General features: G+C 72.5%; 19 protein-coding genes. 6 read left to right on the top strand and 13 right to left on the bottom strand.

Annotation, left to right across the window (positions count from 1 at the left end; genetic code table 11):
- Positions 1-12: 12 nt before the first annotated feature.
- The 4 genes from VE614_RS28850 to VE614_RS28835 all read right to left on the bottom strand — a co-directional run bounded on the left by VE614_RS28850 (position 13) and on the right by VE614_RS28835 (position 6,842).
- Positions 13-1,557 carry an effector-associated domain 2-containing protein gene (locus VE614_RS28850; RefSeq protein ID WP_324943543.1) on the bottom strand — a complete coding sequence of 515 codons (1,545 nt, stop codon included), beginning with the start codon at positions 1,555-1,557 and terminating at the stop codon, positions 13-15.
- 154 nt (positions 1,558-1,711) lie between these two features.
- Positions 1,712-4,252 (bottom strand): polynucleotide kinase-phosphatase, encoded by a 2,541-nt coding sequence (locus VE614_RS28845; RefSeq protein WP_324943540.1) that lies wholly within the window; start codon positions 4,250-4,252, stop codon positions 1,712-1,714.
- A complete protein-coding gene (locus VE614_RS28840; protein WP_324943536.1) occupies positions 4,249-5,769 on the bottom strand; it encodes a 3' terminal RNA ribose 2'-O-methyltransferase Hen1 in 1,521 nt (506 codons plus the stop codon). Before VE614_RS28840 ends, VE614_RS28845 begins: the two co-directional genes overlap by 4 nt.
- Positions 5,770-5,918: 149 nt before the next feature.
- Positions 5,919-6,842, bottom strand: coding sequence for an LLM class F420-dependent oxidoreductase (locus VE614_RS28835; protein ID WP_324943533.1), 924 nt, complete (start codon positions 6,840-6,842; stop codon positions 5,919-5,921).
- Between the two features lie 349 nt (positions 6,843-7,191).
- Between VE614_RS28835 and VE614_RS28830 the strand changes: the two genes are divergently transcribed.
- On the top strand, positions 7,192-7,386 hold the full coding sequence (locus VE614_RS28830) for a hypothetical protein (RefSeq protein WP_324943530.1): 195 nt from the start codon (positions 7,192-7,194) through the stop codon (positions 7,384-7,386).
- Positions 7,387-7,453: 67 nt separating this feature from the next.
- Here the strand turns inward: VE614_RS28830 and VE614_RS28825 are convergent, their stop codons facing one another.
- From VE614_RS28825 to VE614_RS28810, 4 genes are all read right to left on the bottom strand, one after another.
- Complete coding sequence (locus tag VE614_RS28825; protein ID WP_324943646.1) at positions 7,454-7,924, bottom strand: DUF6099 family protein; 471 nt, start codon at positions 7,922-7,924, stop codon at positions 7,454-7,456.
- Between the two features lie 169 nt (positions 7,925-8,093).
- The gene (locus VE614_RS28820) at positions 8,094-8,453 is read right to left on the bottom strand and encodes a nucleotide pyrophosphohydrolase (RefSeq protein ID WP_324943527.1); all 360 of its coding nucleotides are present in this window, start codon (positions 8,451-8,453) and stop codon (positions 8,094-8,096) included.
- Positions 8,450-9,655, bottom strand: a complete 1,206-nt coding sequence (locus tag VE614_RS28815; protein ID WP_414719662.1) for an ATP-binding protein — start codon at positions 9,653-9,655, stop codon at positions 8,450-8,452. The genes VE614_RS28820 and VE614_RS28815 overlap by 4 nt, the downstream gene beginning before the upstream one ends.
- A gap of 277 nt (positions 9,656-9,932) precedes the next feature.
- The gene (locus VE614_RS28810) at positions 9,933-10,328 is read right to left on the bottom strand and encodes a cell division protein SepF (RefSeq protein ID WP_324943522.1); all 396 of its coding nucleotides are present in this window, start codon (positions 10,326-10,328) and stop codon (positions 9,933-9,935) included.
- 180 nt (positions 10,329-10,508) lie between these two features.
- Here VE614_RS28810 and VE614_RS28805 point away from each other — a divergent pair, with 180 nt between their 5' ends.
- Together VE614_RS28805 and VE614_RS28800 are read left to right on the top strand one after the other, a co-directional pair.
- Positions 10,509-12,026: a hypothetical protein gene (locus VE614_RS28805; RefSeq protein ID WP_324943519.1), complete on the top strand. Its 1,518-nt coding sequence runs from the start codon at positions 10,509-10,511 to the stop codon at positions 12,024-12,026.
- Between the two features lie 13 nt (positions 12,027-12,039).
- The gene (locus VE614_RS28800; protein WP_324943516.1) at positions 12,040-14,799 is read left to right on the top strand and encodes a hypothetical protein; all 2,760 of its coding nucleotides are present in this window, start codon (positions 12,040-12,042) and stop codon (positions 14,797-14,799) included.
- A 76-nt stretch (positions 14,800-14,875) separates the two neighbouring features.
- Here VE614_RS28800 and VE614_RS28795 read toward each other — a convergent pair whose 3' ends face one another.
- The 3 genes from VE614_RS28795 to VE614_RS28785 form a co-directional block, all read right to left on the bottom strand.
- Positions 14,876-15,547, bottom strand: a complete 672-nt coding sequence (locus VE614_RS28795; protein WP_324943513.1) for a ScbR family autoregulator-binding transcription factor — start codon at positions 15,545-15,547, stop codon at positions 14,876-14,878.
- 125 nt (positions 15,548-15,672) lie between these two features.
- A complete protein-coding gene (locus VE614_RS28790) occupies positions 15,673-16,899 on the bottom strand; it encodes a cytochrome P450 family protein (RefSeq protein WP_414719660.1) in 1,227 nt (408 codons plus the stop codon).
- A 502-nt stretch (positions 16,900-17,401) separates the two neighbouring features.
- Positions 17,402-18,091: a ScbR family autoregulator-binding transcription factor gene (locus tag VE614_RS28785; protein WP_324943507.1), complete on the bottom strand. Its 690-nt coding sequence runs from the start codon at positions 18,089-18,091 to the stop codon at positions 17,402-17,404.
- A gap of 363 nt (positions 18,092-18,454) precedes the next feature.
- On the opposite strand from VE614_RS28785, the gene VE614_RS28780 reads away from it, so the two are divergent.
- Positions 18,455-20,308 carry an acyl-CoA dehydrogenase gene (locus VE614_RS28780; RefSeq protein WP_324943504.1) on the top strand — a complete coding sequence of 618 codons (1,854 nt, stop codon included), beginning with the start codon at positions 18,455-18,457 and terminating at the stop codon, positions 20,306-20,308.
- Between the two features lie 151 nt (positions 20,309-20,459).
- Entirely contained in the window at positions 20,460-22,130 is a 1,671-nt protein-coding gene (locus tag VE614_RS28775) for a cellulase family glycosylhydrolase (RefSeq protein ID WP_324943501.1), read from the top strand.
- A 73-nt stretch (positions 22,131-22,203) separates the two neighbouring features.
- Here the strand turns inward: VE614_RS28775 and VE614_RS28770 are convergent, their stop codons facing one another.
- A complete protein-coding gene (locus tag VE614_RS28770; protein WP_324943498.1) occupies positions 22,204-23,592 on the bottom strand; it encodes a LuxR family transcriptional regulator in 1,389 nt (462 codons plus the stop codon).
- 226 nt (positions 23,593-23,818) lie between these two features.
- Positions 23,819-24,433 (bottom strand): TetR family transcriptional regulator, encoded by a 615-nt coding sequence (locus VE614_RS28765; protein ID WP_324943495.1) that lies wholly within the window; start codon positions 24,431-24,433, stop codon positions 23,819-23,821.
- A 257-nt stretch (positions 24,434-24,690) separates the two neighbouring features.
- On the opposite strand from VE614_RS28765, the gene VE614_RS28760 reads away from it, so the two are divergent.
- A complete protein-coding gene (locus VE614_RS28760; RefSeq protein WP_324943493.1) occupies positions 24,691-25,872 on the top strand; it encodes an IS701 family transposase in 1,182 nt (393 codons plus the stop codon).
- Positions 25,873-25,876: the final 4 nt, after the last annotated feature.

Here is a 25,876-nt window from a genome sequence, read left to right as displayed (position 1 = left end):
CCCGGGTGCCTCCTAGCCGGCGAGGTCGTCGTGGTCGGTCTTGGGATGGATGTCGTGGATGTCGACGGGGCGCGTCGGATCATCCCAGAAGAAGGCGATATGTTTGCCCAGCAGATGGGGCTGGCTGTGGAGTTCGGCCTTCTGGCGCAGGCGGTGGATGGCCATCGGGATCTGCGCCGGGGTCGGCACCGAGGCGAAGACGGCCGTGACCACCTCCCTGCGCTCCTCCACGAACACCCCCCTGCGGTCCCAGACCGCGAGCCCTATGCCCTCCGCGATGGCCGCCTTCAGCGCCTCGCGCGCGTGGTCGTCGGCCGGTGCGTCCAGCACCACCGCCGTATGTCTGGCTTCCCCGGCGAGGGACATGTACCACGCGTCGAACCGATGTGCGTCGGGTTCGCTCCACCCGTGCACGGTGACACCGTGCTGCCGCAGGGCGCGCCAGCGCTCCCGCCACTGGTGCCGGACCAGGACGTCGGGGGTACGCATCCGCTCCAGACTGCGTAGATGGACCCCGTACCGCAGCCCGAGCGGCAGTGGACGCCCGTCGCCGGAGCGCACCGCCAATCCCGCGACATCGTGGTTGAGCAGGTCGTAAGGGAGGACGAACTCGATGTACGGCGGCGGCTGCTCGCGCCCGCCCGGGCCGGGATCGCCCTGCGCGGCCCACAGCCGGACGCCCTGCTGCAGGGCTCTCTCGACGGCCGGTGCGAGGCCCTCCAGGGTGGTGACGCACGGCTCCCCGGGCTGCGGGTCCCAGTGTCCCGCGACGGTGTTGAGCCAGGTGCGGACGACGATCTGGCCGGAACTGTCCCGGGTGGGCTCCACGGCGATGATCAGACAGCGGGGGATGTCGGGATCGCCGGTCACCGCCTCCCGGCCGGTACGGCGTCTGCGGACCGCCTCGGTGAGTCCGGCGCGCTGGGCCCAGCCGTCTACCCAGGCGGCGAGGGCGTCGCGATGGCCTGAGGCGAGCCGGGCGGCGCGGTCGACCAGCAGGACGGCGGGCGGCAGTTCGTCGAGCTGGACGTTCCACTCGACGACATGGGCGAAGAGCTGGCCGGGAGTGAGTCCGACGGGGAGCGGGAGGCCGTTGAGTTCCTCGACGAGGTCGTCGCGCAGGCGGCTCGCGGGTACCTCGCCCTGGGCCTGGGCCAGTAACGCGCGGGCGGTGGCCTCGTCGTGGCCGGAGAGCGGGCCGCCGGACAGGGGCGGGGCGGGCGGGGCGACCGGCTGGATCAGCCGGTCGAGTTCGTCGGCCGCGACGGCTCCCTCGAAGATTCGCACCACCGTGACGAGTACGCGCTCGCCGTGCGCGACGCTCAGCGCGGTGCGCACCAGCGTCACCACGTCCTCGCGGAGTTTGACGCCCCGGATGTCGACCGGCCGGTTCAGATGCTCGCCGAGGACGAGCGCGAACTGTGTCCGCTCCTGCGGATCCGCCATGCAGCCCAGCTCGCAGAACGCGTCGGTCAGCTGTAAGAGCAGTTCCAGGCCCCGGGCGCGCGCGGCCTCGTCCGGCTCACCCGCCGTACCGAACCCCGCGCCTGTCGTCACCGACTTTCCCCCTGAGTCGGTACTGCCTGTCTGACGGTCGCGAAGTTAGCACGGCAACCAGCGGTTAACCAGGGACGAGTGGGAAGGGAGACGCCAGGTCCGGCCGAGATCACCGCCTCGCGGAGGCGATCTGGCCGGAACCCGTCGCCGCGGCTCAGAGCCGCGGGTCCACCGGCTCGGACTCCAGTGCGAGCACCCCGAACACGGCTTCGTGGACCCGCCACAGCGGCTCCCCCTCGGCCAGCCGGTCCAGGGCCTCCAGACCGAGGGCGTACTCCCGGATCGCCAGCGACCGCTTGTGGTTCAGGAACCGCTGCCGCAGCCGGGCCAGGTTGTCCGGGCGGGTGTACTCGGGGCCGTAGATGATCCGCAGGTACTCCCGGCCGCGGCACTTGATGCCGGGCTGCACCAGCCGCCCCTGCTCGTCGCGGACCAGCGCCCCGACCGGCTTGACCACCATGCCCTCACCGCCGCGCCCGGTCATCTCCAGCCACCAGTCGACGCCGGCCCGCACGGACTCGGGGTCCGCGGTGTCGACGTACAGCCGTCGCGTGGTCTGCAGCAGCCCGGTGCCGTCGTGCTCGACGAGCCGGTCCAGCAGGGCCAGCTGCTCGTCGTGCGGCAGCCCGGCGAGGCTGCGCCCCCGCACGGCGAGGATCTGGAACGGGGCCAGGCGGACGCCGTCCAGGCCGTCGGTGGTCCAGCAGTAGCGGCGGTAGGCAGCGGTGAACGCGGCCGCGTCGGCGGCTCGTTCACGCTGCCGGTCCAGCAGGCCACCGACGTCCACGCCCCGCGCCGCGGCGCCCTCGAGAGCGGTGAGCACGCCCGGGAACACGGCGCCGGAGGCGGCGCCGACCGCGGCGTACTGACTGCGCAGCAGCCCGGACGCCTTCAGCGACCACGGCATCAGCTCGGCGTCCAGCAGCAGCCAGTCCGTGTCCAGCTCCGCCCACAGCCCGGCCGCGCTCACCGCCTCGCGCAGTCGGCCGAGGATCGCCTCGGTCACCTCGGGGTCGTCGAAGAAGGGGCGCCCCGTGCGGGTGTAGAGGGAACCGGTGGGCCCGTCCGCACCGAACCGCTTGCGCGCCGCCTCCGCGTCCCTGCACACCAGCGCCACCGCCCGCGAGCCCATGTGCTTCTCTTCGCACACGACCCGCGCGACCCCGTCCTTGGCGTACTGCGCGAAGGCCTCCGCCGGGTGCTCCAGATAGCCGTCGACGGTGCTGGTGGCCGTCGGGGCCATGGTCGGCGGGAGGTACGGCAGCAGCCGCGGGTCGACCGCGAAGCGGCTCATGACCTCCAGGGCGGCGGCCCCGTTCTCCTCGCGCACCGAGATCCGGCCCGCGTGCCGGGTCTCCACGATCCGCCGGCCGTGCACGTCGGCGAGGTCCAGCGGCCGGCCGTCGTGCCCGCCGGGGGCCTCGCTGCGCAGCGGCTTCGCCGGCTCGTACCAGACCCGCTCCGCCGGTACGTCGACCAGTTGCCGCTCCGGCCAGCGCAGCGCGGTCAGCTTGCCGCCGAAGACGGCGCCGGTGTCCAGGCAGATCGTGTTGTTGAGCCAGGTGGCCTCCGGCACCGGGGTGTGTCCGTAGACGACGGCCGCCCGGCCCCGGTAGTCCTCCGCCCACGGGTAGCGCACGGGCAGCCCGAACTCGTCGGTCTCGCCGGTCGTCTCGCCGTACAGGGCGTGCGAGCGGACCCGGCCGGAGGTGCGGCCGTGGTACTTCTCCGGCAGACCGGCGTGGCAGACCACCAGCTTGCCGCCGTCCAGGACGTAGTGGCTGACGAGTCCGTCGATGAACTCGCGTACCTCCTGCCGGAACTCCTCGCTCTCGCCCTCCATCTGCTCGACGGTCTCGGCGAGTCCGTGGGTGTGCTGGACCTTGCGGCCCTTGAGGAAGCGGCCGTACTTGTTCTCGTGGTTGCCCGGCACGCACAGCGCGTTGCCCGACTTCACCATGGACATCACGCGGCGCAGCACACCGGGGCTGTCCGGGCCGCGGTCGACCAGGTCACCGACGAAGACCGCGGTACGGCCCTCGGGGTGCACGCCGTCGTCGTAGCCCAGCTTGCCGAGCAGCGCCTCCAGTTCGGCGGAGCAGCCGTGGACGTCACCGATGATGTCGAACGGGCCGGTGAGGTGGGTGAGGTCGTTGAACCGCTTCTCGGTGACGACGGTGGCGTGCTCGGCCTCCTCGGCTCCCCGGAGGACGTGCACCTTCCGGAACCCTTCGCGTTCCAGGTGCCGGAGCGAGCGCCTGAGTTCGCGGATGTGACGCTGGATGACCCGGCGCGGCAGGTCGGCGCGGTCGATGCGGGTCGCGTTGCGCTCGGCGCACACCTCCTCGGGCAGGTCGAGCACGATGGCTATCGGCAGGACGTCGTGCTGTCTGGCCAGGTCGAGCAGCTGCCGCCGGGACTCCTTCTGCACGCTGGTGGCGTCCACCACCGTGCGGCGGCCGGCGGCCAGGCGCTTGCCCGCGATGTAGTGCAGGACGTCGAAGGCGTCCGTCGTCGCGCTCTGGTCGTTCTCGTCGTCGGAGACCAGGCCGCGGCAGAAGTCGGAGGAGATCACCTCGGTGGGCTTGAAGTGCCGTCGGGCGAAGGTCGACTTGCCGGAGCCGGAGGCGCCGATGAGTACGACGAGGGAGAGGTCGGTGACGGGCAGGACCCGTCCCTTCGGGGTCTCGGTCACGCCGCCTTCGCCTCCTTCTCGTGCGTCTTCTCGTGCGTCTTCTCGTGCGACTTCTCGTGCGACTTCTCGTGCGCGTTGCCGTTCACGGTGAAGACGGCCATCTGCGTGGGCGGTCCCACCTCGGGGTCGTCCGGTCCGACGGGCACGAACTCCACGCCGTACCCGTGCCGTCCGGCCACCGCGCCGGCCCAGGCCCGGAACTCCTCGCGGGTCCACTCGAAGCGGTGGTCGCGGTGCCGGACATGGCCGGCCGGGAGGCTTTCCCAGCGGACGTTGTACTCGACGTTCGGGGTGGTCACCAGGACCGTGCGGGGCCGGGCGGCGCCGAACACCGCGTACTCCAGGGCGGGCAGCCGGGGCAGGTCCAGATGCTCGACGACCTCGCTGAGCACGGCCGCGTCATAGCCCTTGAGCCGGCTGTCGGTGTAGGCGAGCGAGCCCTGGAAGAGCTTCACGCGCGCAGCCTGACGCTCTCCCATGCGGTCCAGCTTCAGCCGGCGGGAGGCGATGGTGAGGGCGCGCATCGACACGTCGACGCCGACGATCTCCGTGAACCGCGGGTCCTTGAGCAGCGCCTGCACCAGGTGCCCCTCGCCGCAGCCCAGGTCCAGGACGCGGGCGGCGCCGGCCTCGGTGAGCGCCGCGACGATCGCGTCCCGCCGCCGCACGGCGAGCGGCGTCGGCTTCTCCTCGGCCTCCGCCTCCGCGGCGACCGCGTTGTCGATCGCCTCGACCTCGTTGTCGTCCGTCTCGGCCAGCCGCACCAGCTCCAGGCGGGCCATCGCCTCCCGGGTCAGCGACCAGCGGCGGGAGAGATAGCGGCTGGTGATCAGCTTCTGCTCCGGGTGCTCGGGCAGCCAGCCCTCGCCGGCCCGCAGCAGCTTGTCGACCTCGTCGGCGGCCACCCAGTAGTGCTTGGCGTCGTCCAGCACCGGGAGCAGGACGTACAGATGACGCAGCGCCTCCGCGACGGTGCGGGACCGCGACTCCAGGACCAGCCGCACATACCGGGAGTCGCCCCACTCGGGGAACTCGGTGTCCAGGGCGACCGGTTCGGCGGTGACCGTCCAGTCCAGCGGTTCGAAGAGCCGGCGGACGAGGTCGGGGCCGCCGCGAGCGGGCAGCGCGGGCACCTCGACGCGCAGCGGCCGGACCTGCTCGGGCAGCTCGGGCCGGGCGCGGCACACCCCGCGCATCGCACTGGAGAAGACCGCGCCGATCGCCACCGCGAGCAGCGAGGACGCGGCGTAGGGGCGGTCGTTGACGTACTGCGCGAGCGCCGCGTCGGGGGCGCCGCCGCGGCCCTTGCCCTTGCCGCGCCGGACCAGTGCCACCGCGTCCACCTCGAGCAGCAGCGCCGCCGTGCACCGCTGCTCGTCCGCCTCGGGGTAGAGGACGTGCGCGGTGCCGTAGGACGTGGAGAACGCCTGTGCCTTCTCGGGATGCTTGTGCAGCAGGAATCCGAGGTCGGTGGCCGGGCGTCCGGGGGTGCCGGTGGTACTGATCGTCAGGAACATGCGGAGGGCCTCTCCGGCGGAAGGGTCGGAAACAGGGACCGCCTACGCGAAAGCCCCCAGGAGTGGTGATCCTGGGGGCTTCGGCAGGATGACCGTCATACCATCGCACACCGGTTCGGACCTGCGCCCGCGGTTATTGTGACGGCGTGCTATGACAGCTGGGACTGCACCTGGGAGGCGATCAGTTCCAGGTGGTCCAGGTCGTCGAGGTCGAGGATCTGGAGGTAGACGCGGCTCGACCCGGCCTCCGCGTAGCGACCGATCTTGTCGACGACCTCGGCCGGCGAGCCGGCCAGCCCGTTGAGCTTCAGCTCGTCGACCTCGCGGCCGATGGCGGCGGCGCGGCGGGCCACCTCGGCGTCGTCCTTGCCGACGCAGGCCACCAGGGCGTTCGAGTAGACGAGGTCGTCGCCCTTGCGGCCGGTCTCCTCGGCGGCGGCACGCACCCGGCCGAACTGACGCACGCTGTCCTCGACGGAGGCGAAGGGCATGTTGAACTCGTCGGCGTACCGGCCGGCGAGGCGCGGGGTACGGGTGGCGCCGTGGCCGCCGATCAGGACGGGCACCTTCGGCTGCGCGGGCTTGGGCAGCGCGGGCGAGTCCGTGAGGTCGTAGTACCTGCCGTGGAAGTCGAAGGTCTTGCCGGGCTCCGTGGCCCACAGACCGGTGACGATCGCCAGCTGCTCCTCGAGGCGGCCGAACTTCTCCTTCGGGAACGGGATGCCGTACGCCGTGTGCTCCTCCTCGAACCAGCCGGCGCCCAGGCCCAGCTCCACCCGGCCGCCGGACATCTGGTCGACCTGCGCGACCTGGATGGCGAGCACACCGGGCAGCCGGAAGGTGGCGGCGGTCATGAGCGTGCCCAGCCGGATCCGCTTGGTCTCACGGGCGAGGCCGGCGAGGGTGATCCAGGCGTCCGTGGGGCCGGGGAGTCCGTCGACGGAGCCCATCTTCAGATAGTGGTCGGAGCGGAAGAACGCGTCGAACCCCAGATCCTCGGTGGCCTTCGCCACGGTGAGCAGGGTGTCGTAGGTGGCGCCCTGCTGGGGTTCGGTGAAGATTCGAAGATCCATGGGTCCATCCTGCCCGGTGACGGCCCGGGCGGGACGCCGCGGGTCCGGCGGGGCGTGCCCGAGCGGCCGGGCGCGGGCCCCGTCATCGCGCCGCCGCGTCGTGCGGGGCGTCGTGAAGGACATCGTGAGGGACGTCGCGCGGGCTGTCGTGCGGGCTGTCCCGCTCTCCTCCTCGGGCGGGTGAAAATCGTCAACCCCGGGGCGGGGGCGTGCTCGGGCCAGTGACCCGGTCTGGCGGTGATCGTTGGCTCGGGCGGAGCCGGACCGCCCGGCTCCCGCCACCGGCGTGTCGCCGCCGGAGCGCCCCCGACCGGCTCCTGTCACGGGGCCGCGGGCCGAGGAGGCCGTCATGTCCGAGGAAGCCGTGCCGCAGCAGGGCGGGTCCACCCAGCCCAAGGGGCTGCTGCAGCAGATGGAGGAGTTGATGGCGGCCCTGAACGCGGACCTGTCCGCGCTGGACGCGGACCTTCAGGCAGCGGGCAGAGAGCCCGCGGTGTCCACCGAGGAGCGAGGCCGCCAGGGGGCCGAGCCGCCTGTGGCGTGAGCGGGCGGACGGGCTGAGGGTGGGGGTTCGGGGGGGCGGGGTGGGTGGGGGCGCGGGAGGCCGGGGCTCAGCCTGCCTCCCGCTGGGGTATCGATTGTTCTCGGTCCGCCAGTCTGCGCAGCAGTTCGCGGACCCGGTCCCGGGACTCGTCCGCCGCGTCGATGGCCTCCATGCACTGCCAGTACGTCGCCTCGTCGGGCGCGGCGCAGGCGATGCCGACCAGGGCGATGCCGACCTCGCCGAGGAGCCCGCCCAGGTAGATCAGCGCCTGGCGTGCGTCGCCCAGTTCGGTGAGCTGGGCCGCGCGCAGCTCACCCGGGGCGAGGTCCTGCGGGTCCAGCACTCCACAGCCGCGGCCCGCCAGCTCCGTCAACCCCAGGGCCTCGCCGCGCAGTTCGGGCGGGCCGAAGACGGCGAGGCGGCTGCCGATCGCCTGCGCCAGCGCCTGGGCCTGCCACACCTCCGTCATGATCTGCGGCACTTCGCCGCTCGCCGCAAGGGCACGCCTGCTCGTCACGATGAGCCGCACCGCGTCCATGCGCTGCCCCCGTCCGTCCTGACGTGCTCTCGGCACGTCCGCCCGACTCCACTGTGTCACTACCCAGAGTGAGGGCGGTTGAGACGAAAAGCTAGAGGAAGGCGGAAATTGCGGACAACAATTCGGATTCGATCGGGGATTTGACTGCGGAGAGTAATAGTGGACGATGTCACTCCGGTGCGGGGAACCTCCGTTCGTTGCGGTCGATCTTCGCGTCCAGCGCGGCCAGCGGGTCGACGCCGAGCACCTCGCACAGCTGGAGCAGATAGGCGAGGACGTCGGCGACCTCGTCCCTGACCCGGTGCGCGGTGTCCGGATCGGCCATCACCCGCGTCGACTCCTCCGGGGTCAACCACTGGAAGATCTCGACGAGTTCGGACGCCTCGACGCTCAGCGCGGCCACCAGGTTCTTGGGGGTGTGGTACGGCTGCCAGTCGCGGGCCGCGGCGAACGCCGCGAGACGGCGTTGCAGCCGGGCCACGTCGAGGGGCTCGCGGTCTTCCTGGGACTCGTGGTGCTCTCCTGTCACGGCTTCAGGTGTACCACCGTCACATCCCGCTCCCCGACCGCCCAGGACGCGTCGCTCACCGCGCCCAGAAAGCGGATGTGGCCGTCCCGCGCCGACCGCGCCGCCAGCCGCAGCAGCCCCCGGCGCTGCCGTACGTCCACCTGCCGGTCGAAGCCGTCGGTGAGCACGGTCAGCGCCCGGAGCGCGGCGGGCACCTCGCCGGGCGGGTCGACCTCCAGGACACCAGGCCCGGTGAGCAGCACCAGCGCCAGCGCGGTGTACCGCAGCTCGCCGTCGCCCAGCCGCGCGAAGTCGGTACGGAAGCCGTCGCCCCGGTCGAGCAGGGCACGCAGGGTGCCGTAACCCGTCGGTTCGGCCAGCACGTCCGCGACCGGCCCGGCGCAGCCGGCGGCCACCGCCTCGACGAACTGCGCGTGCCGCCGCCCGCACTCCGCGCGGGTGCGCCACAGCACGTCGGCCAGGTTGTCGCAGCTGCCGGAGAGCCGCCCCGGGCCGGGCCACACCGGGGCCCGCATCCGCTCGGGCAGCGGATCGCAGGCGAAGACGGAACGCAGGGCGACCACCATCTGCTCCGCGGCGGCGAGGACATGGCGCTGCCCGTCGGTCTTGCCGGCCACCCGCAGGGGCAGCAGCGCGGTGCCGAGCCGGTCGTCGGGCAGCGGCGCGCGCGTGACCGGTGCCGAGCCGGCCGTGTGCCAGGCGGCCTGCACCGCACGCCGGGCCGGGTCGCGCAGGGCGGTCTCCAGCAGCACCACTCCCCCGGCGGTCAGCCGCTCCCCCACGATGCGCAGCTCCGGCTCGGCCTGGACGGCGACGTCCAGCAGGACGGGCCCCTCGGGCCCGTCGGCCGTGCAGCCGATGCGGAATCCGCGCCGCTGCTGCGCGTCGGGCCGCGCCCGCTCGGGCACACAGGCCCTCGCGTCCTGGAACGCCTCGCACAGCGGCGCGCCCCCGCCGAGCCGGGCCAGCGCCTCGTACGCGCGCAGGGCAGTGGTCTTCCCGGTTCCGCTGGGCCCGGCGAACAGGGTCACGGGGCCCAGCGGAAACCCGGCCCGCCGGTGCCCGGCGAAGGCGGACAGGCGCAGCTCGGTGAGGTGGGGGCGCAGCGAGCGCCGCCGATGTCCGCCGGGCGGATCCGCGACGGCCGCGCCCTCGGCCGGCCCGGCGGACGCCGACCGGGGCGTCTGCGCAGGCACCGGCAGCCGGCCCGCCCCCGGCGCGCCATGGTCCCCGGGGGTACCGGAAGGGCCAAAGACGCCGGTGGCCTTGGGCGCCCCGGAAGCCTTCGAGGAGGCGGAGGCCTGGGTCGGGCCGGACGGACCGGATGCCCCGGAGGGCGCGGGGAGGGGCGCGGATCGCTCGGATCCCGCGGACGATGCAAAGGACGCAGCCATATGCGGACCGTAGGACCCCGGCGCGGGGCGAACCGTTCCGCCTGGGCACCCTTCCTACGATCGGGCGACCGAGCGCGGCCGGCCCTCAGACGCCGGGCAGCCCCGCGCCCTCCATCAGCCCCTGCACCTCGGTGCCGGGCGGGGTGAGGAGGAAGACATTGCGGTCGACGCGGTGCATTCCGCTGGCGAGGCCGAAGACCACGCCGGTGCTGAAGTCGAGGACGCGCTTGGCGACCTCGCTCTCCGCCCCGGTGAGGTCCAGGAGGACGGGAATCCCCGCCATCAGGGTCTCGGCGACCTCACGGGCGTCCGCGAACACGTTGACCCGCAGCACCACGAACCGCCGTCGGGTCTCCGTCTCCGCGTCCGGAAGGCTGCGGTGGTTCACCGCGGACGGCCATGAGTCGCGGCCCCGAAGCGGCACGACCTGGGCGAGCCCTTCCCATTGTTCATCGGTGACGTCGTGACCGTGACTGTTCACCGGCTCCCCCCGATCTGACTCGCACTCATCGCCTGCACCAGCCAATTCTTACGCCAAGTCACCCGTTCGGCCCAACAGCGACACGGTGTGCGACGCCGCGGGTGGTGCTGCGGGACACCCGTTGTCAGTGGTGCCCCGCATGATGGAGGCGGAGGCGGGGCGTACGCGGAGGGGGAAGCGTTGGACAGCATGACATCGGCCGAACTGCGGGAGATATTCGGGCTGCCGGAAGACGCGTGGCGGCGGATCAGCTCCGGCGCGGACATGATCGCGCCGATCGATCCGGAGTACACGGACGGGGTGACGAAGTGGAGCGGCCAGGCGTTCGCCCGCTGGCTCGCCCGCACCCATCCGGACCTGGCCGGAGCGGTCCCCGTGCTGCTGCGCCCCGCGGACCCGGCCCCCCACCGCTATCTGGGCGGCCGGCACGTCACCCAAGACGACACCGCCACCGGGCACGAACACTTCGCCGGATCGTGGAAGACCGAGGCCGGAGTGGTGACCGTCGTCTATCCGGCCGAGTGGTCCGACACCCCGAGCAGCCTGCTCGGCCTGCACGAGGAGGCGGCCACCGTCGTGGTCGTCCGGCACGACCACGACTTCTACGGCCCCGCCCTCCGGGCGGCCGACCGCGCCCGCCCGGACACGGAGTACGAACCCCGCTGGTCGGACATCGCCGCGCACATCGGCACCCAGGTGCCCTGGTGGCCGTCCGCGCTGCGGCGTCCCTCGCACCTGACGGCCTGGCGCCCCGGCGACCCGCCGGCGCCGGTCCAAGTGGTCACCTGGCCTTCCTGGGAACCCCTGTACGCGCTGGCGCGGACGGAACCGGAGGGCTCCCCGGTGCGCGGCGCGCTGTTCACCATCGGACATGAGATGCGCACCGGGGCCATCGCGTCGACGCGGCACGAGGTGGAGGACATCCTGGAACGGCGCGGCCGCTCCCACCGGGCGGCGAGCGCCGACCGGGCGGCGATGGTGCTGCCCGCGGTGCCCGACACCGACGACCCCGGCGGCGCCGAGACCGTTCCCTCCGACGTGGTCGCCGTGGGCCTGGCGGAGCTGTGCGGCCGTACGGACGATCTCGCGGTGGAGTGCCTGGAGCAGGTCAGCATGTGGAGCGGCGAGAACCTGCCGTTCGGCGGCACGTTCAGCGTCACCCGGACCAGCGTCACGCGTGAGGCCGCGGAATGGATCAACCGGCTGCGCCGCGTCCGGCCGACCGCGATCCACCGGCTCCTCGCCGAGAGCGGCGAGCAGGTGGTGGGGACGTTCGTCGACCCGGTCACCGGGACACCGGTCGTCGCCTTCAAGGGCAGGTTCCGCTTCCGCGGCGGCCGGGAGATCAGCTATCTGGGCCGCGCCCCGCGCCGGCTCCCCGCCGGGTCCGTCCTCAAGGAGGTCGTCCTGGACGAGCCCGTGTGGGTGCGCACCAGCAAGGGGGTGCTGTATCCCGCGCCCTGCATGGACGCGCCCGGACTCTCCTGGGGCTACTCCGGCTCGGGCCCCGGCACGCTCGCCCAGTGCGTGGGACGGCTGCTGGACGACGGCGCCGCCCACGCGGTCACCTACGCCACCCGGGCCGAGGAGCCGGCGCTGAGGGTGCTCTTCCAGCGGAAGCACAAGACCGGCACCCGGATATCGCGCAGGGAACTCGAACGCGTCCGCGCCTCCTCAGTCAGCCCGCTCCCCCGCTGAAAGGCCCCTCATCATGCCCCGACACCGGCGGACCGCCCCCTGGCAGTTCGGTGGTCTCTTCGCGTACGAGCGCGAGGCGGCGGCCTACGAGGCCGCGGTCGACGCCTGTCTGGCCGAGTCCGCCGTGACCCGGCGCCTGGGCAAGAGGCCGCAGGCCACCGCCGAGAACGTCCGCGCGCACATGCTGTCGGAGGCGAACGCGCGGCGCGCCGTCGAGCCGTGCGGTGCGCACCACGCGCGGTTCCGGGAGGCGTTGGAGAAGCTCCGGGCGACGCGGGCCCGGGCCGACTATCTGCACGACCCGCTCGCCCCGGCGACCCTGGTACTGCTGACGCTGTCCCTCTGCTTCCTCGTCGCCCTCGCCGTCGCGCCGTGGACCCTCGTCGCCGTCGCCGCCCTCCCGCCCGTCGTGGCGGCGGTGGCCGTCCGGCGCCATCCGGTGTGGCGGATGCGCGTACGTCACAACGTGGGGGAACCGGCGCTGACCGTGGCGCTGTGGTTCAGGGAGCAGAGCGCGGGCAAGGCGGACCGGCGCTGGCGGCGCGACCTCCAGGCGCACGGCGTACGGCCCCTGATGTCCCGCGTGGTGGAGGCGCTGCTGGGCGACGACCACGACTCCCTGCTGCTGCCGGACAGTTACGAGGGCCTGCGCTCGCCCCGCAGCCGGCAGTACGTCGTCGGCAACGAGGCGTCACAGCGGCTGGCCCGCAAGCTCGCCCAGCTCACCGGCGGGACCATCGCCGTGAGCGGGCCACGCGGGGCGGGCAAGTCGACCCTGCTGGAGACCTGCGCCGAGGAGGCCGACTTCGCGGTGGTGGTCCAGGCGCCCGCGACCTACTCGCCGTACGAGTTCCTGCTCTCCCTGTACATCAGGGTGTGCGAGGCCTACCTCGGGGACCAGGGGCACGAGGTACCGGAGTTCGCCCGGCTGTCCGCATTCCGCCGGGCCCTGCGGCAGGCCGTTCCGGCGGCCCGGCGGCTGGCGCGGCAGTTGTTCTTCGTCTCCTCGGCGGGCGCGCTCGTCGTGCTGGGGCTGGCGGCCGCGGCGCGCTCGGCGCAGGACCGGTACGCGGACGCGGTGCGGGAGAAGGCCGAGGGGCTGTGGAACGGACTCGCCGGAACCGTGGAGGGCGTCTGGGGCGGCGAGCGGGCGGGGGCGGCACTGGTCGCGACCGTGCTGGGGGTGCTCGTCTGGCGGCTGCGGCGCTGGGACGGCCTGGACGCGCTGCTGCGCACCTTGCGGCTGTGGTTGGGCCGTCTCGGCGGGCTGCTGCTGATGCTGGTGGCCGCCGGCTCCCTCGTCACCGATGCCGGGATCCGTCGCGACGCCTCCGACCTCGCCGAGTCGACATCGGCGCTGTTCCTGCTGCTCGCCGGAGTCGCGGCCCCGCTGATGTGGGGCACCCGTGCCGAGTTCCGCAGGGGAGAGCGCCTCGTCAGTCTCCGCGGAGACAGCGCCGCCGTCGGCCTGCTGCTCGTCCTCGGCCTGGCCCTGCTCCTCCGGTTCCCCGAGGCTCGGGCTCTGGCGTCCGACGACGGCCACCCGTTCCGCGTCGCCTGTGTCCTGCTCGGTGTGCTGCTGTTCAAGGCCGCTTCCTGGACCGCCCCGCAGCGCGAGCCGTGGCTCGTCCGCGAGTGCCGCAACCAGCTGTACCGCCTGCAGACGGTGCAGACCTCGACCACGGGCGTCACCACCGGCCCGCCCCAGCTGCTGACCGCGTACACGTCCTCGCTGTCCACCGTGCCGCCCAACATGCCCGAGCTGGTCGCGGACTTCCGGGAGCTGCTGGGCAGGATCGCGCAGGAACGGGTGCTGGTGAACGGCCGTGTGGTCATCGCCGTCGACGAGGTGGACCGGCTGGGATCGGATCAGCAGGCGCTGGAGTTCCTGGGCGAGATCAAGGCGATCCTGGGCGTGCCGGGCGTGCACTACCTCATCTCGGTCGCCGAGGACGTCGGCGCCTCCTTCGTCCGGCGCGGTCTGCCCCACCGGGGGGTGACCGACAGCTCCCTGGACGACATCGTCCATGTGCAGCCGTGCACGCTCACGGAGTCCGTGGAGCTGCTCCAGCGGCGGGCACCGGGGCTCTCGGAGCCCTACAGCCTGCTGGCGCACGCGCTGTCGGGCGGGATTCCGCGCGACCTGATCCGCTACGGGCTGCGCATCATGGAGATCGAGGACAAGACCCGGTTCGTGGAGCTGACCGACATCTCCCGCCAGATGATCCTGGAGGAACTGTCGGAGACCCTGGCGGGATTCCGGACCCTGCTCGGCAAGCATCAGTGGACATCCGAGACCAGCGCCATACTCCTGTCCTTCCGGAGCCTCATGGGCCATCTGCGCCATCTGTGCCCGTGTCCGTCCGCCGACCTCCAGCGGGCACTGCAGCATGTCGCCTTCTACGACCTCGACGAGCAGCTGGGATCCGCCGCGGCGGCCAATGTGCCGGAGGCCACCCGGCTGCTGATCGACGAGGCCTCGGCCTACGTCCTGTTCTCACTGACCCTGCTGGACGTCTTCGGCCGCCCCGACTTCGCGCGGCGCCGGGCCGCGGCGGGGCGGCGCGGCCCGGACGGCGACCCCGAGATGCTGGCCCAGGCCCGTCAGGAGCTGGAGATCTCGCCCTACAGCGCCCGCCCCCTGCTCACCTCGGTCAGAACGGCCTGGGGCGTCGCGTCCCGGCCCGGCGTCGCCGCCGCCGCCACGATCCCCGCACCGCGCAGATCACCCTGCGCACTCCACTCGCCCGCCCTGAACGGCCACACTCGCTGACCGTACGGACGCCGTGGGTGGCATCCGCGCAGGGGCCCGTTGAGAGGAAGTCCCCGGACCTCTCAACAACCTGGCCTCACGACACCGCCCGAGGAGCCCCCCGAGGTGCCGTCGGCGCACCGTACGGCACCGGCTCGGCACCGGGACGCCCCAGGGCCACGAACAGCTCCCTCGCCGCCGGGCCCACGACGCGCGGCAGCAGAAGGGCCCAGAAGCGCGTCAGCGTGGACCGCTCCAGCCAGCGGCGGTCCCGGCCACCGAGGGCCTCCAGGCCGGCCGCCACGGCCACCACCGCCGTGGCGAGATCACCGGGGGCGACACCGGGCATCAACGCTCCCTCACGCGCCGCCCGTTCGACCGTGGTCTCGACCCACGCCTGCCAGTCCCGGCGCAGATCGCGGGACGCCTCGGTGCGGTCGGGGCGGGCGCTGAGCGCGAAACCCGCGCGCAGCACCACGTCCTGGGCAAGCCCCTGCACCAAGTCGTGGCTGGCGTCGATGAGGACCTGCAGGGACAGCGCGTCGCGCGGCCGGGTGATCCGCTCCAGGCGTTCCCCGGCCGCGGTCACCACCGCGTCGACGAGTGCGGCCTTGCTGGCGAAGTGGAAGTTCAGCGCCCCGCTGCTGACGCCCGCCCTGGCGCTGATGACGGCGAGGGAGGACGCCTCGACCCCGTCCTGGTCGAACAGTTCGGCCGCGGCGTCCAGGAGAGCGTTGCGCGTCCGGATCGCTCGTTCCTGCTTGGCCATGGAGGACTCCCTTGAACTCCCTTGCTCCACTGGAAGTCAGTGCTGCGGGAGACGGGATTCCGTTCGCCCAGAAGCCGCAGACAACCAGCTTAACAAACCGGCCTCGCGGTTTCCGTGACTCGGAATCAGCCCCGCAGCAGCACGGGCAGGGCACCGAAACCGTTGAGCAGGAACGTCGGCAGCGGGCGCAGTTCCTCCGCCGGGCAGCCGAGGGCCAGGTCCGGGAAGCGCTCGAAGAGGGCACGGAAGGCGATGGTGGCCTCCAGGACCGCCAGCGGGGCGCCGAGGCAGCGGTGCGCGCCGTGACCGAAGCCCAGGACGTCGCGGTCGGTGCGCAGCAGGTCGAAGCGGTCGGCGTCCTCCCCGTACCGCTCCGGGTCACGCCCGCCCGCCGCGAAGCTGACCAGGATCGGGTCGCCCCGGCGGATCCGCACACCGTCGAGGTCGATGTCCTCCACGGCGAACCGCATCGGCGAGTAGGCGGCCGGGCTGTGCACCCGCAGCGTCTCGTCGACCACGTCGTCCCAGCCGGCCCGTCCGGCCCGTACGTGCGCCAGTTGCCCGGGGTCGGTCAGCAGCGCGCCCACCCCGTTCACGATGAGCGTGGACGTGGTGTCCTGGCCGGCGGCGATCATCAGGAAGAGCGTGCCGAGGAGTTCGTTCTCGCTGAGCCGGTCGCCGTCGTCCCGGGCCGCGATGAGCGAGGAGGTCAGATCGTCCGCGGGCGCCTCGCGCTTGGCCGCCACCAGCTCGGCCAGCAGCCGGAAGGCGGTGGCGCGGGCGGTCTCCATGGTCTCGGCCGTGACGCTGGAGGAGAACACCACGCGCAGGGCTGCGCACAGCTCGGCCCGGGCCTCCCCCTCGGGGACGCCGAACAGCTCGCAGACGACCTGGAGCGGCAGCGACTCGGCGAAGGACGAGCGGAGTTCGGCCCGGCCGTCCTCGGACCCGGCGTCCATCGCGTCGAGCAGGGAGGCGGTGATCTCCTCGATGCGCGGCTTCAGCGCGGCGGTACGGCGGGCGGTGAAGGCCCCGGCGACCAGCCGGCGCAGGCGCGCGTGCTCCTCGCCGTACGCGAAGAGCATGTTCTCGTTGGCGACCCATGGGAAGAGCGGCCAGTCCGGGGTGATCCGCCCTTCGATGAAGGCGGGCCAGTGGCGCCGCGCGTCCTTGGAGACCCGGGGGTCCAGGAGCAGCCGTTCCACCTGGCTCTGCCGTACGACCGCCCAGGCCCGTACGCCGCCGGGCAGTTCGACCTGGACGGCCGGGCCCTGCTCCCGGAGCATCGCGGCCTCGCCGGCGAGGTCCCGTCCCGTCACGTCCAACGTGTGGGAACCGGATGTGAGGTTCATTTCTCTTGCGCTCCGTTCGGTCGTCTCGCGTTCCGCCCCCAGCCGTACGCACCCACACCGAGGAGATCGACGAGCGGCGGCTGCTTCCCCCGTGGCGACGACCGTCACCGGGCCCGCCGTCGCTCAGAGGCCCGGCGCATGCCGCCGTCACACCGGCGCGGATTCGTGCGTCCGGTGTGAGTAGTGATACACGACCGACGTCAGGCAGTCATTCTCGTCAGCGGCGACCGTGTCGGCCGGCGCCCGCCGGACGGCAGGAGGGCCGGGTCGCCTGCGCACCCGGCCCTCGCCCCCGCGCCGTCGTTCCGCCGGGCCGTCGCCTGCGGTCATCGTGCCGTGGACAGCCACCACCTGCGACCCGTGGCTCCCAGCGGCAGCCACCCCCCACGACCGTCGCCCCCGTAGCGGCAGCCACCACCCACGACCGTCGCCCCCCGTAGCGGCAGCCGCCACCCGCGACCGTCGCCCCGTACGCCCGTCGTGACGTCAGGCCGTCGTGACGTCAGGCCGTCGCCACGGCCTTGGCCGCCAGTCGCTCGTCGCGAAGCCGGACGGCCTCCGTGTACACCCGCTCCGCACGGTCGGCGGCGAAGTCCAGCCGGACCAGGACGCCCGGGACGGCGATCGCGGTGATGAGGTTGCGCATCAGGTCGGTCACCCGCACGACCATGTCCGCGTGCCCGGTCATGATCTTGGAGAGCACCTGGACCCCGGTGAAGCTGCTGGTGAAGAGGATGGCCGTGGAGGGCACATCGACATGCGGCAGCAGCTCGCCGGCCATCTTGGCCCGGGCCAGGACGTCCGTGTTGTGGTCGATCCAGCCCTGCATGGGAACCCGGCGGTCCAGCCCGTCCTGCGGGGAGCCCTGGTCCACGGTGAGCCGGATGCTGCCACGCACCATCGGGTCGCCGAGACACAGCAGATGGGCGAGGAGCAGCGCCTCGTCCAGCGTCTGCTGGAGATACAGCTCCTGCGGGGGGACGGGGGGAAGGGCGGAGACCTGCCCGGCCAGCACCTCCTGGGCGAGTTCCTCCTTGGAGGAGAAGTGGAAGTACAACGCGCCCTTGGTCACGCCGCACTTCTTCAGAACCTCGGAGATGGTCGCCGCCTCGTAGCCGACCTCGTCGAACAGTTCCGCCGCCGCCATGACGATCTTCTGGCGCGTGCGGATGGCCCGCTCCTGCTGTGCCACTGCACCCCTCCGTCACCTCTCGCCCGGGAAGCGACTGAGAGGTCTGTGTTCCTGTTGCCCGCGTGGAGTGATGAGTTGGCGCCGAGTCGCACCACCCGTCGTACCAGACCGGGCGCGTGAAACCGGTTCAATTCACACGTCCGTCCGGAACAATAAAACCACCCAGCCGGTTTTGCAAGGGCTTGATAACAAACCGATTGGTCCATAGCTTTGTCCAGCGCCGCCACCCACTCCCGCCTTCCGGCTCGGCACTTCACTGGGGGACAGTCGATGTTTCAGCGGGTCGAAGCACCGCTCAGGGCCAGCGCCGGAGAACCGGACCTGGTGGGCGGTTCCGCCGGCCGACTCCGTACCATTGCGCCCGTGGACAGCAGTGCCGTGGACGAACTCACCCATCTGCTCTTCGACGGCGACGACCGGGACCGGGTACACGGCCGGTGGCGCGCGCTGGTCGCGGGCGAGGACTTCGCCTACCGTCCGGGCCTCACCCCCCGGGACCGCGCCGAACTCTCCTACCGGCGGCTCCGGCTGGTCAACGACGCCGTCCCGTCCGCCGAGGCGCTGGCCTACGACGCCCGCCGGCTCGCCGCGCTGCACGAGTGGACCGGCTTCGTCGACGGCGGTCTGTGCACCCTGGCGAGCATCCACTACAACCTCTTCCTCGGCAGCCTGCTCGACCACGACGGCTACCGCCGCGATCTGTCGCCGTACGCCACCATGCGGCGCACCGGGGTGTTCCTGTGCACCGAGCTGGAGCACGGCAACGACGTGGCCAATCTGCGCACGGTCGCCCGCTACGACCGCGAGAGCGGCGGGTTCGTGCTGCACACGCCGACCGTCGGGGCGCAGAAGTTCATGCCGAACACCAGCCTCACCGGCGGCCCCAAGACCGCGGTGGTCGCCGCCCGGCTGCTGGTCGACGACGAGGACCAGGGCATCTTCCTCTTCCTCACCCCGCTGAGCGACGAGAGCGGTCATCTGCCCGGCGTCCGGGTCCAGCGGCTGCCCGACCGCACCGGAACCCCGGTCGACCACTGCCTGACCTCCTTCGACCATGTCCGGCTGCCGCGTGAGGCCATGCTGGAGGCGGCCCACGGCCGGCTGGACGAGAACGGCCGGCTCACCAGCTCACTCGGCAACCGGCGCAAGCGGTTCCTGCGGTCCGTGGGCCGTGTCACGGTGGGCAAACTGTGCATGAGCGCCGGCACCCTCGGCATGGCGCGCGCCGCCCTCGCCATCGCCGTGCGCTACGCCCACCACCGGCACGTCGGCGGCGCCAAGGCCGGCCAGCGCGTCCCCCTGGCCGCGCACCGCAGCCACCACGCCCGGCTGCTGCGTTCCCTGTCCACCGCCTACGCCATGACCTTCCTCCAGCGCGCGGTCGTCGACCGGTGGACGGACCACGACGGGACCGACCGCGCCCAGCGCGAGGAGGTCGAGCGCCTGATCGCCGTCGCCAAGGGCTGGATCACCTGGCAGGCCCGGGACATCACCGTCGAGTGCCGGGAGCGGTGCGGGGCGCAGGGGCTGTTCCCGCAGAACAATCTGGCGGACCTTCAGCTGAACATCGAGGGCGGGATCACGGCGGAGGGCGACAACCTGGTGATCTGGGTGAAGGCCGCCTCCGAGATGGTCTTCGGGCACGAGTCGGGCCCCGGCCAGCCGGTGCGGCCCCAGGGCCGGGACCTCACCGACCTCGGGTTCCTGCGGGATCTGCTCGCCTCGGTGGAGCGGATCTGGCAGACCCGCGCCCGGGAGGATCTGCGCGGCGGCCCCGCCGGGGATCCGATCGGCCGGTGGAACGCGACCTCCGAGGCCGCCCTGGAGATGGTCTCCGCGCATGCCCGCGTCCAGGCGGCCGACGCCCTGCTGGCCGCCGTCGGCAAGGCCCGCGACGCTCGCGCCCGGTTCCTGCTGGAGAACGTCACCCGCCTCTTCCTGCTGGACCAACTCCGCGCCCACACGGGTGACCTGCTGGCCGCCGGACTGATGACACCGGAGCAGGTGACGTCCCTGCACCCCACCGGGGACCGGGTCGTCGCGGAGCTGGCCCCTCATCTGATGGCCCTGGTGGACGCCTTCGACCTGCCCGAGGAGTTCCTGTCCCGGGTGCCGATCGCGGGCCCCGACTACGTGGACCACTACCGGTCCGCGCCCGATCCGGCCCCGCGGTCCGCGCTCGGCGCCCGCACCCTGCCCCAGCCGACCATGGCCTGACCGCTCTCCGCGACGACGTCTCAGCGGCCCCGCGCGCCGCTCCCCTGTGTGCCAACCCTTGACGTGCCCCTGGCGTGATGGCTTCATGGGAGCGCTCCCACACCACACGTTCCTTTCCCATCCGGTTTCTGACTCACTCATTGGAGCCGTAGTGAGGTCGACAGGAAACACGTCGAGGGGTACGACGAGAACCACCCCCCTGCTCGCGGTCGCGGCCGCCCTGGCCACCCTCCTGGGCCTGCTCGCCCTGGCCTCCCCCACCGCCCGCGCGCAGTCGCCGGGCGCCGCCGCCACCGGTCTGCACATCAGCAACGGCCGTCTCCTCGAAGGCAACGGCAACGACTTCGTGATGCGCGGCGTCAACCACGCCCACACCTGGTATCCCGGCGAGACCCAGTCGCTCGCCGACATCAAGGCGCTGGGCGCCAACACCGTCCGGGTCGTCCTCTCCGACGGCCACCGCTGGACCCGCAACAGCCCCGAGGACGTCGCGGCCGTCGTCGGCGACTGCAAGGCCAACCGCCTGATCTGTGTCCTGGAGGTGCACGACACCACCGGCTACGGCGAGGAGGCCGCGGCCGGCACGCTCGACCACGCCGCCGACTACTGGATCAGCCTCAAGGGCGTCCTGGCCGGCGAGGAGGACTACGTCATCGTCAACATCGGCAACGAGCCCTGGGGGAACACCAACCCGCAGGGCTGGACCGACCCGACGATCGCCGCGGTCAAGAAGCTGCGCGCCGCCGGCTTCCAGCACACGATCATGGTGGACGCGCCGAACTGGGGCCAGGACTGGCAGGGCGTCATGCGCGCCAACGCCCAGTCCGTGTACGCCGCGGACCCCACCGGCAACCTGATCTTCTCGATCCACATGTACAGCGTCTTCGACACCGCCCAGGAGATCACCGACTACCTGAACGCCTTCGTCGCCGCCGAACTTCCCCTCGTCATCGGTGAGTTCGGCGGCCCGGCCGACCAGTGGGGCGACCCGGACGAGGACACCATGCTGGCCACCGCCGAACAGCTCGACCTCGGTTACCTGGCCTGGTCCTGGAGCGGCAACACCGACCCGATCCTCGACCTGGCGATCGGCTTCGACCCGGCGCGGCTCAGCTCCTGGGGCCAGCGCATCTTCCACGGCGCCAACGGCATCGCCCAGACCTCCCGCGAGGCCACGATCTTCGGCGGCACCGGCCCCGACACCCAGGCGCCGACCGCCCCGGGCTCCCCGGTCGTGTCCGCGGTGTCCCCCACCTCGGTCACCCTCGGCTGGCCCGCGGCCACCGACAACGTCGCCGTCACCGGCTACGACGTCGTCCGGGTCAGCGGTACCACGGAGACTCCCGCCGCCTCCGCCACCACCACCCGGGCCACCGTCTCCGGCCTGACCGCCGAGACGACGTACACCTTCGCCGTCTACGCCAAGGACGCGGCCGGCAACCGCTCGCCCCGCTCGGCCGCGGTCACCGTCACCACCGGCAAGGACACCGGCACCCCCGGCGCCGGCTGCGCGGTCGGCTACCGCGTCGCCCACCAGTGGCCCGGCGGCTTCCAGGGCGAGATCACCATCCGCAACACCGGCACGACCGCCGTCAACGGCTGGACTCTGGCCTTCACCTTCCCGAACGGCCAGACCGTCACCAACATGTGGGGCGGCACCCCCGCCCAGAACGGCGCCGCCGTGACGGTCGCCGCCGCCTCCTACACCGCCGCGATCCCCGCGTCCGGCTCGGTCACGCTCGGCTTCACCGGCACCCGCAGCGCGACCAACACCGCGCCGGCGGCCTTCACGCTCAACGGCACGAGCTGCGCGGTCCTCTGACGCACGGCACGGCCGGCCGGCGGGGCATCCGTCCCCGCCGGCCGCTGTGTGCGGACCGTCCGCTCCGCCCGGCTCAGAAGGGCAGCCGGCTCTCCCTCGGCCACCCGGTGCCGCCCGCCCCCGCGTGCTCCCGGGCGGCGCTGTGGGTGAGCCGTACCAGGTCGGTCCGGGAGCGGATCGACAGCGCCTGGAAGATCTTGCGCAGGTGGTAGTTCACGGTGTGCGGGGACAGATACAGGCGTCCGGCGATCTCCTTGTTGGTGAGTCCCTGCACCGTGAGCTGCGCGATGAGCACCTGCTTCTCCGTCAGGTGGTCCCACCCGGGGATCGGGGGCACGGCACCGGCACCCTCCGAGGGGGCGTGCCGGGCATCACGGTCCGCGGCGCGGGTACCGACCTCGCCCGGGAACGCCGTGGCGCGCGGGAGGAGTCCGGCGGTGCTCGCGTACGGTGCCGGGCGCGCGGTGCGGCCCGCCACGGGCGCGGCGGGTCCGTCCGGGCCGGCGCCCCGGCCGGAACCCTCCAGGGACGCGCCGAACTGCCGGGCCCGGTACTCGTCCGCCTGCTGGCGGATGGCCGCCCGCGCCGAGGCCGGCACGGAGTCCAGGATGACCTGGCGGAACAGCGTGTTGCTGAACCGCACGTCGTCCCGGTCCCGGCTCAGCAGGCCCGACAACACCGCCTCCTGGAGGTCCGGCAGCAGCTGCGACGGCTTGAGTCCCAGCACGTCGGTCAGCTCACCGAAGATCAGATGGGTGCCCAGGACCGACGCGACGAGGAGCAGGTGCGTGCAGGAGGGAGAGCAGTCCTGGAGATACCGGCGCACCAGACCGGTGAACTTCTCCGGCAGACCGGCACCGGTCAGCCGGGCCCGCGCGCCGGTCTCCACCCGGCCCTCGTCCATGAACCCTTCGAGCAGGACCCGCAGCGCCTGGGGGTGCCCCGCCACCGAGGACACCGCCCGGGCCAGTTCGCCTTCGGGTTCGGCGCCCAGGATGTCGTGGGCCATCCGCTGGGCGGCATGCTCGTCGAGCGGGCCGAGCCGGAACGGCCGGTGGGGTTCGGCCAGGGACCCCAGGGCGATGTCGAGCGGGCTGTTGGGCCGCCCCCACCGCCGACTCGTGCACCAGACGATCGGCAGTCCCGCGGCCTTCAGGCGCACCCTCGCCAGCGCCTTGACGTCCGCCTCGTCCGAGCAGTGGGTGTCGTCCAGGAGGACGACGACGGTGCCGTCGTACGTGACGGGGTCCTCGTGCAGACCCCGCAGTACCGTCGCGCCGGCCGACTCGGCGAGGGTGGCGGCCTCGGCGAGCAGACGGGACTTGCCCGTTCCCGGCCCTCCTTCGAGGGAGACGCGGAGGCTTCCGGCCTGGTGCGCGGAGCGGAGCGCGTGACAAAGCGTCGACACTTCCTCGGACCGACCGTGCAGCGGGTGAGTTCCGGCCTCCAGCACTGTGTTCACGTTCTGTCACCTTCTGTCGGCATGGTTGGGAAAGCAGAGGGGGACAACTGGCCGCAGGGCCCCGGCCGGCGTCGGTCGAGGGGTGCCGGGGCGGTCGCTGCGCGTGGGGGACGGCCGCGCTACCGGGCGCCGTACACCGGCCTCGTCGCCGATGGGGACCGCCAACCCGGCATAGACGGTCGCCCGGCGCCGGCGGCCGGTGCAAGGACGGTCGTTCAACCGTCGCCTACTTGGTCAGGTCGGGTCCGGCCTGCTCGGCCGAGTCCAGGGCCCCGTAGAGGAGCAGATCCCAGGCGCGCGCGACGCGGCGGACCGCGGTGGAGTCGCCGCCCGCTCCCAGCGCGGCGCAGCGCGTGTACTCCTCGATGCCCATGATGAGGAACTGCACCGATTCGGCGAACGTCTCCGGTGCGAGCCGGGGGCGCAGCCCTCCTTCGTCGTGCGCCCTGCGCAGCAGTTCGGTCAGGCAGGTGAGCCAGACGCCGGTCCATCCGTCACCGCCCGCGCGTTCGCGGGTGAGGCGGGCGGTCGCCCGGACCGTGGTGCACTCGTCCAGCAGCCGGGTGATCGACAACGCCAGTGCGCGCGCGCCGTGCAGCGGGGAGACGGGCAGGTCGGCCGCGCTCTTCACGACGTCCCTGGTGATCTCGATGCCGGACAGCTGGACGGCGTCCGCGAGTTCCTGCTTGGTGGGGAAGTGGAAGGTCAGCGCGCCCATGGAGATCCCGGCGGCCCGCGTGACGCAGTTCAGCGGTGTGCCCGCGTATCCGCGCAGGTCGAACTGCTCCGCGGCGGCCTGCAGGATGAGGCGCCGCGTCCGCACGGCTCTTACCTGCTTCACACCGACGTTCTCCCGCAATCCCTGCACCTCGCGCGCGGTTCGCCCGACTCTTCCGGCGCTGGTCGAAGGGTCGACCAGCTGGTGACACCGGTCCGCAATCTGCGACAAACCTTGCATCGTTCATCACCCAAGGCAAGCCCCGGCGGAGCCGCCGGACGCATGATCGGCCGAAACTGAACACAAAACAAAGAGAACGTCTGCTATGTTTTTGCTGCGGTCGAGGTTATCACCAACGCATCAAGGGGGGACGCGCAACCATGGTCACCACCTGCCCCAGAGGGTCATCCGTCGCGCGCACGGGGTGGTCGCTGACCGACTTCGTCCACACGGTGTTCGGCAGCCTGCCGCGCGTCGACCAACAGCGCTGGGCCGATGTGTACCTGCGCGGGCTGCTGAGCACCCCGGGCCGCAAGACGATGAAGCGCCTGGCCGGACAGATCTGCGGCGAGCCGAGCGCCGGGCAGGCGCTCCAGCAGTTCATCACCGTCAGCCCCTGGGACTGGCACCAGCCCCGGTCCGCCCTCGCCCGCCTGGCGGCCCGCCGCCTTCCGGACCACGCCTGGGTCGCCGGCACGTTCGTGTCCGAGAAGAAGGGAAGCCGCTCGGTCGGTGTCCGGCGCCGCTTCGTGCCCGCACTGGGCGCCACGGTCAACTGCCAGGTCGGGGTCGGCCTGTTCATGGTCTCCCGGACCGAGGCGATCCCCGTGGACTGGGACCTCGTCCTGGACGGGGGATGGCGCGAGGACGCCGCGCTGCGGCGGCGGGCCCGGATCCCCGACACGGTCACCGGCGGTTCGGCCTGGAAGCGCGCCCTGGAGATGGCCGCCGGCGCCGGTTCGGCACCGTGGGCGCACCGCACTCCGCTCGTCGCCGATCTGACCGTCACCGGGGACCTCGCCGAGGTCCCCGGTGGGCCCGCGTTCGGCTCGGGAGAATGGCTGGTCCGGGTGCGCCCCGACCACCCCGTGATGGAGCACGGCCCCGGAACGGCACCCTCCCTCCCGGCCGCCCCGTCGACGGCCGAGCATGTGATCGAAGCGGGCGGGACCCGCTTCCGTGTGGCGCTGTCCCACTTCGACGCCGGGTCGGGGCCGGTGCGGGTCCGCTCGGCGCTGGTGCGCCTGCCGGGACGGCGCGCGGCCACCCTCGGCGGACACCCGCCCGTGCACCGGCTGTTCGCGCTCGACTCCCCCGGCGAGCCCGGGGAGGCGCAGTACTGGCTCAGCACGCTCCGCCGGCGCAACGTGGGCTATGTCTTCTCCCTGATACGACGTCAGCAGCTGGTGGCGGACACCCTGCGCGCGCTGGAGGAGGGTTACGGCCTCACCGACTTCGAGGGGCGCTCCTACCCCGGCTGGCACCACCACATGACGATGGTGTCCGCCGCCTACGCCTACCGGCGCCTGACCTCCGGCCCCGCCGACAGTCTGAGCGCCTGACGGC

Source organism: Streptomyces sp., from assembly GCF_035645055.1.
Taxonomy (GTDB): Bacteria; Actinomycetota; Actinomycetes; order Streptomycetales; family Streptomycetaceae; genus Streptomyces.
This window is presented reverse-complemented; position numbering and strand designations above follow the sequence as displayed.